At 33.8% G+C, this 6,822-nt stretch carries 5 protein-coding genes; 4 read left to right on the forward strand and 1 reads right to left on the reverse strand.

All coding sequences use genetic code 11. From position 1 onward, the window contains the following. The first annotated feature begins 12 nt into the window (after nt 1–12). The 3 genes from Q0975_RS24300 (at nt 13) to acs (ending at nt 4,074) form a co-directional block, all read left to right on the forward strand. Nucleotides 13–276 carry a DUF4212 domain-containing protein gene (locus Q0975_RS24300; protein ID WP_299442062.1) on the forward strand — a complete coding sequence of 88 codons (264 nt, stop codon included), beginning with the start codon at nt 13–15 and terminating at the stop codon, nt 274–276. A 25-nt stretch (nt 277–301) separates the two neighbouring features. Continuing rightward, complete coding sequence (locus Q0975_RS24305) at nt 302–2,092, forward strand: sodium:solute symporter family protein (RefSeq protein WP_299442051.1); 1,791 nt, start codon at nt 302–304, stop codon at nt 2,090–2,092. A 74-nt stretch (nt 2,093–2,166) separates the two neighbouring features. Next, nucleotides 2,167–4,074: an acetate--CoA ligase gene (acs, locus tag Q0975_RS24310; protein WP_299442054.1), complete on the forward strand. Its 1,908-nt coding sequence runs from the start codon at nt 2,167–2,169 to the stop codon at nt 4,072–4,074. A 55-nt stretch (nt 4,075–4,129) separates the two neighbouring features. On the opposite strand, the gene Q0975_RS24315 is transcribed toward acs, so the two are convergent. After that, nucleotides 4,130–5,266, reverse strand: a complete 1,137-nt coding sequence (locus Q0975_RS24315) for a M42 family metallopeptidase (protein ID WP_299442057.1) — start codon at nt 5,264–5,266, stop codon at nt 4,130–4,132. 81 nt (nt 5,267–5,347) lie between these two features. Between Q0975_RS24315 and Q0975_RS24320 the strand changes: the two genes are divergently transcribed. Then, entirely contained in the window at nt 5,348–6,079 is a 732-nt protein-coding gene (locus Q0975_RS24320; RefSeq protein WP_299442060.1) for a DUF4294 domain-containing protein, read from the forward strand. Nucleotides 6,080–6,822: the final 743 nt, after the last annotated feature.

Consider the following 6,822-nt stretch of genomic DNA (forward strand, 5'->3'; position numbering starts at 1 on the left):
TGAATCGAAATGATATCAGAACAAGAAAAAAAAGCAAAAGCATATTGGAAAGAGAATGTGAAATACCTTTCGATTTTACTTATCATTTGGTTTGCAGTATCGTATGGAGCAGGCATACTGTTTAAAGATCTGTTAAACGAAATTCGATTAGGAGGTTTTAAGCTAGGATTTTGGTTTGCTCAGCAAGGTTCGATTTATGTATTTGTGATTTTAATCTTTATATATGTTCGGTTAATGAATAAACTGGATAAAAAATATGGTTATGATAAAGATTAAAGTAACCTTAAAAAGTAAATAAATAATGAGCGTACAGATTTGGACCTATATTTTAGTAGGAATTACTTTTGCATTGTATATAGGAATAGCGATTTGGTCAAGAGCAGGATCTACAAAAGAATTTTATGTTGCTGGTGGTGGAGTTTCGCCTTTAGCAAATGGAATGGCAACAGCCGCGGATTGGATGAGTGCTGCTTCTTTTATTTCTATGGCAGGTATTATTGCTTTTGATGGGTATGATGGTGCAGTATATCTTATGGGGTGGACTGGAGGTTATGTATTACTAGCATTATTGTTAGCACCGTATCTTCGAAAATTTGGAAAATTTACAGTGCCTGATTTTATTGGAGATCGTTATTATTCTAAAACAGCTAGATCTGTAGCTGTCTTCTGCGCTCTTTTGGTGTCTTTTACATATGTTGCCGGACAGATGCGTGGAGTAGGGATTGTGTTTTCTAGATTTTTGGAAGTAGATATCAATACAGGAGTTTTGATCGGAATGATCATTGTTCTTTTTTATGCTGTTCTAGGAGGAATGAAGGGTATTACCTATACACAAGTCGCACAGTATTGTGTTTTGATTTTTGCGTTTATGGTGCCTGCAATATTTATTTCTATTCAGATGACTGGTAATCCGATTCCACAATTAGGATTTGGTGATACCGTTGCAGATGGTTCTGGAACGTATCTTTTAGATAAATTGGATGGATTAAGTACAGAGTTAGGATTCTCAGAATATACTGATGGTTCTAAATCTATGTTGGATGTATTTACAATTACATTAGCATTAATGGTAGGAACAGCAGGATTACCACATGTAATTGTACGTTTTTTTACGGTAAAACGAGTAAAAGATGCTCGTAAATCCGCTGGATATGCTTTATTGCTTATCGCTATATTATATACAACGGCTCCAGCTGTAGCAGTTTTTGCGAAAACCAACTTGATCGAGTCTGTCCAGAATAAAAAATATGAAGAGTTACCACTGTGGTTTAAAAACTGGGAAGATACAGAACTATTAGGTTGGGTTGATAAAAATGAAGACGGCAAAATACAATATACCAAAGGTCATGCAGTAGTTGGAAATAAGAATAAACCAATTTTTGATGGGCAACAACGAGGAGAATACGGAGAACGTATTATTACAAACATAAATACTTCAACAAAAAATGAATTGTTTGTGGATCGTGATATTATGGTTTTAGCAAATCCTGAGATTGCTAATTTACCTAATTGGGTAATTGCATTGGTGGCAGCAGGTGGTTTGGCGGCTGCATTGTCTACCGCAGCTGGGTTGTTATTAGTTATCTCATCTTCTGTATCTCATGACCTTATCAAAAAAATGATTAAACCAAATATTTCAGAAAAAGGAGAGCTGGTTGCTGCAAGAATTTCTGCAGTGGCAGCAGTATGTGTTGCAGGGTATTTTGGTATTAATCCGCCAGGATTTGTAGCAGCTGTAGTAGCATTGGCATTTGGATTAGCTGCAGCCTCTTTCTTTCCGGCAATTGTTTTGGGGATTTTCTATAAACGAATGAATAAAGAAGGAGCGATTTCAGGGATGATCGTTGGGATTTTATGCATGCTATTATATATGATCAAATATAAATTAGGTTGGTTTGATGATGTTCTGCCTTCTTCTGATGAATGGTGGTTCGGTATCTCTCCAGAAGGATTCGGAGCTGTTGCCATGTTTATTAATTTTATAGTGTCATTGGTTGTGTGTCAATTCACATCAAAACCACCAAAAGAAGTACAAGACATTGTGGAAAATATTAGAATTCCTTCGAATGCTGGACAATCCACAAATCACTAGAAAGAATGTGAAACTGTGGATCCGTTGTACATTTTAAAATAGATAAAAAAAACACATAAATCATTTAATTAGTAATGAGTAATTATCACATAAAACATCTTGAAGAATATTTTCAGGTATATAGAAAATCTGTTAGAAATCCAGAACTCTTTTGGAGCGAAATAGCAGAAGAGCATTTTTTGTGGAGAAAGAAATGGGATAAAGTATTGGAGTGGGACTTTACAAAACCAGAAGTAAAATGGTTTGAAGGAGCTAAGCTAAACATTACGGAGAATTGTATAGATAGGCATTTATATGTTCGAGGAGATAAGACAGCTATTTTATTTGAACCTAATAATCTAGAAGAACCTGCAGAGCATATAACATATAATCAATTGCATGAGCGAGTGTGTAAATTTGCAAATGTTTTAAAAAGTAAAGGAGTTAAAAAAGGTGATCGTGTTTGTATTTACCTTCCTATGATTCCTGAGTTGGCAATTTCGGTATTGGCTTGTGCTAGAATAGGAGCAATACATTCCGTGATTTTTGCAGGATTTTCTGCTACAGCGTTAGCAACAAGAGTTAATGATTGTGAAGCTAAAATGATAATTACCTCTGATGGTTCTTATCGAGGAGCAAAAACAATAGATCTGAAAGGTATCGTCGATGAAGCCGTTGAACAATGTCCTGGTGTGGAGTCCGTATTGGTTGCAAAACGAATTAATGCTGATATTGAAATGAAAACTGGACGAGATGAATGGTTGCAGCCTTTATTAGACAATGCGGATATTAATTGTAATCCAGAAATAATGGATGCAGAAGATCCATTGTTCATTCTATATACCTCCGGTTCTACAGGAAAACCAAAAGGAATGATGCATACTACTGCGGGATATATGGTGTATACTGCGTATAGTTTTAAAAATGTGTTCCAATATAAAGAAGATGATATTTATTGGTGTACCGCAGATATCGGCTGGATTACCGGTCATTCTTATATCGTATATGGTCCTTTAGCAAATGGAGCGACTACTGTAATGTTTGAAGGGGTTCCATCATATCCGGATTTTGGACGTTTTTGGGATATTGTACAAAAACATAAAATTACTCAGTTCTATACAGCACCTACAGCAATCAGAGCATTGGCTAAAGAGAATCTTGATTATGTTACAAAATATGATTTATCCAGCCTTAAAGTATTGGGAACTGTGGGAGAACCAATTAATGAAGAAGCTTGGCATTGGTATAATGATCATGTAGGAGAAAAAAAATGCCCAATTGTAGATACTTGGTGGCAAACTGAAACAGGAGGAATTTTGATTTCTCCAATTCCTTTTTCAACACCAACCAAGCCGACATATGCTACTTTGCCAATGCCAGGCATACAACCTGCTTTAATGGATGAAAATGGTAATGAGATTGAAGGAAATCAGGTAGAAGGACGATTATGTGTTAAGTTTCCGTGGCCATCAATTGCACGAACTATTTGGGGAAATCATGAAAGATATAGAGATACTTATTTTTCTGCCTTTAAAAATAAGTACTTTACTGGTGATGGAGCATTAAGAGATGAAGTTGGATACTATAGAATAACTGGTAGAGTGGATGATGTAATTATTGTTTCTGGTCATAATCTCGGAACTGCTCCGATCGAAGATGCAATTAATGAACATCCAGCTGTTGCGGAATCTGCAATTGTTGGTTTTCCTCATGATATAAAAGGAAATGCATTATATGGTTTTGTTATTTTAAAGGAAGCGGGAGAATCTAGAGATCGTGATAATTTAAGTAAAGAAGTGAATCAACAAATAACAGAACGCATTGGTCCTATTGCAAAATTGGATAAAATTCAATTTGTATCGGGACTACCTAAAACAAGAAGTGGTAAAATTATGAGACGTATTTTGAGAAAAATAGCTTCTAAAGATACTTCGAATTTAGGTGATACCAGTACGTTGTTGAATCCCGAAGTAGTTCAAGAAATAATGGAGAATGCTTTATGAGATAATATGTGATAAAAAATTAAAGCCTCGCAATTGCGAGGCTTTATAATGATGCTTATTTCTTAGATTTGGTTTTTGGATTAGGTTTTGTCGCCGGTTTAGGCTTTTCAAAATAACTAAAAGTTTCACCAGATTTGATAGCTAATAAACTCTCATAAATTAAACTAATCACATTTTCTACATCATCTCTGTGCACCATTTCCACCGTTGTGTGCATATAACGCAAAGGTAAAGAGATTAAAGCAGAGGCTACACCGCCATTACTATATGCAAAAGCATCTGTATCTGTTCCTGTCATTCTGCTTGATGCCATGCGTTGGAAAGGAATCTTTTTCTTTTCTGCAGTATCAATCAACAATTCTCGAAGTCTATTTTGTACAGCAGGAGCGTAAGAGATTACAGGACCGTCACCAATTTTTGTTTCACCTTGAGTTTTCTTTTCTATCATAGGAGTGGTAGTGTCATGACAAACATCAGTTACAATAGCAACATTTGGTTGAATAGTGTGCGTGATCATTTCAGCACCTCTTAGACCTATTTCTTCCTGAACAGAATTAGTGATATATAAACCAAAATCAAGTTTATTCTTATTCTCTTTTAATAAACGAGCAACTTCAGCAATCATAAAACCACCCATTCTATTGTCTAAAGCACGACAGACAAACTTATCTTTATTAAGAACAAAAAACTCATCAGGATACGTTATTACACATCCTACATGAACTCCAAGCTTTAAAACTTCCTCTTTAGTATTGCATCCTACATCAATACATATATTCTCTAATGTTGGAGCTTGTTCTTTAGATCCTTTACGGGTATGTATAGCAGGCCAACCAAATACACCCTGTACAATTCCTTTTTTAGTGTGGATATTTACACGTTTGGAAGTAGCTATCTGGTGATCACTACCACCATTTCTTATTACATATATAAGACCATTATCCGTAATGTAGTTTACATACCACGAAATTTCATCCGCATGTCCTTCAATAACTACTTTATATTTAGCTTTAGGATTTATAACACCAACGGCAGTTCCGTAGGTGTCTGTAATAAATTCATCTACATATGGTTTAAGGTAATCCATCCATATTTTTTGCCCTTCCCATTCATACCCGGTAGGTGCAGCATTGTTTAAATACTTCTCTAAAAAAGTCAAAGACTTCTTGTTTAGTATGCTTTTTTTAGCCATTTATATATTTTTGTTTTGTACGAAGTTAATAATATTCACAAAGATTTTACAGTTTACAAAGTGTTTATTACTAATTTTGGAATGATTTTAGAAGATCGTATACCTACTATGCAGAAATATTTATTATACATATTTATAGTATTATTGCCTTTAAGTGTGTTTTGTCAGAAAGAAATTGATTCGACAAAGACGGACACAAGTGGCTATGTACAATACTATATAATAGAAGGAGATACAATTCCTCATGAAGCTATTGATCTGGAAGAGGTAGTGATATTAGGTAAGCTTAAGTTTAAAAATAGATTAGCAAGAAGAAAGTATCTTATATTAAGACGTAAAACAAGGAAAGTGTATCCTTATGCAAAATTAGCATCAGATAGGTTAATAACATTAAATGAAAGATTAGAAAATATCAAATCAAAAAGTGCTCGTAAAAAATATGTTAGAATACTTCAGAAATATATGGAAGAAGAGTTTACGAGCGAATTAAAAAAGATGACACGTACGGAAGGTCAGATTTTAGTAAAGTTGATTCATCGACAAACTGGTCAGACTATGTTTGATTTGGTAAAAGAATATAGGAGTGGATGGAAGGCCTTTTGGTATAATAGTACCGCCAAGTTATTTAATATTTCTTTAAAAGAAGAATATGATCCTATTAATATAGAAGAAGATTATTGGATTGAAGATATATTGCAAAGAAGTTTTCAATCAAATATTTTAGTAGAGCAGAAAACTGCTTTGGATTTTAGTTTTTATGATCTGAGAAATAAATGGACGGATACTATTAAGCCTATTACAGTAAAGAACTAGGTTGTGATTCTTCTTCATAAAATCAGGATTAGTCTATTCGTTATATCTTTTGTTCATAATAGTATTTTTTAAAACGGTGCAAAAGGATAGGTTTTCTTTGAGCGCATATTAAGAGTGTTATTCTTAACGCAAAATATTATTTCAAAATATTACTTGTTGTGATTTAGTGATTAGAGTATGTGTTTTGTTGAAAAAAATCATCTCTATTTTGATTAATTTTATTATCTTCGCTTTCCAACTTTTTAAAAACCAGTAGGTTTACAATTTTCTTCAAAAATACTTTATATTTTTTGTTGTTGTAATGAAAAAGGGTTGTAGGTTTGCACCCGCCAACGGATAAGCATAAGGCTTTAATTTGGAGAGTTCATTGAAGAAGATTTAGTTTGAAAAAGTAAGTAAAAAGATTTGAAAAAACCTTTTGGTATTTCAAAAAGAGTTGTATGTTTGCACCCGCAAAACGAGATAATGTTTTGCTTGCGTTCATTACTAATTTTGTTTGCTTTTTTTGTTTCGCTAAGAAGGTTTGCTTTCTTAGGAAAATTCAAAAAAAAACTTTTTAAAAATATTTCAAAAAAGTTTTGTTAGTTTAAAATGTGGTTGTATATTTGCACCCGCTTTGAGAAACAAGCGAAGTTCATAAGAAAAAGAGGTTATACTGGAGTAGGGTGATTAGGTTCATTTTTAGGGTTCGATTCCTTAATAATTAGCGATTAACGACCGGCAATGAAGATTGTGTTAGGTTA

Source organism: uncultured Aquimarina sp., assembly GCF_947500065.1.
Lineage (GTDB): Bacteria > Bacteroidota > Bacteroidia > Flavobacteriales > Flavobacteriaceae > Aquimarina.